The organism is Erwinia sp. PME.40.26/001 (assembly GCF_055556675.1).
The window spans coordinates 1-212 of record NZ_JBVHNP010000497.1; the positions used below are offsets into that span (position 1 = coordinate 1).

Genomic DNA, 212 nt, shown 5'->3' on the forward strand with positions numbered 1-212 from the left:
CCAACAACCGGCACAAAATCTGCACCCGTTGACACCATATCTTTCAACGCTTCACGCCGTTCCGTGTACATCTTCACCGAGCAGGCTTCGGCGCTCATGCCGCTGCAGTTGGCCTTCTTATAGCGTTCGTTCTCAGCCTCAACGTACTCACCCGCCTTCTGCTCCAGCGTTTTGCCTTCAGACTGCGCCTGAGCAATATCACTCAGCGCATT

The 212-nt window shown here is 54.7% G+C and carries 1 pseudogene; it reads right to left on the minus strand.

The features are described from left to right. Window positions 1-212: pseudogene (locus ACZ3HG_RS25125) on the minus strand (DUF4258 domain-containing protein); the annotation flags it as partial.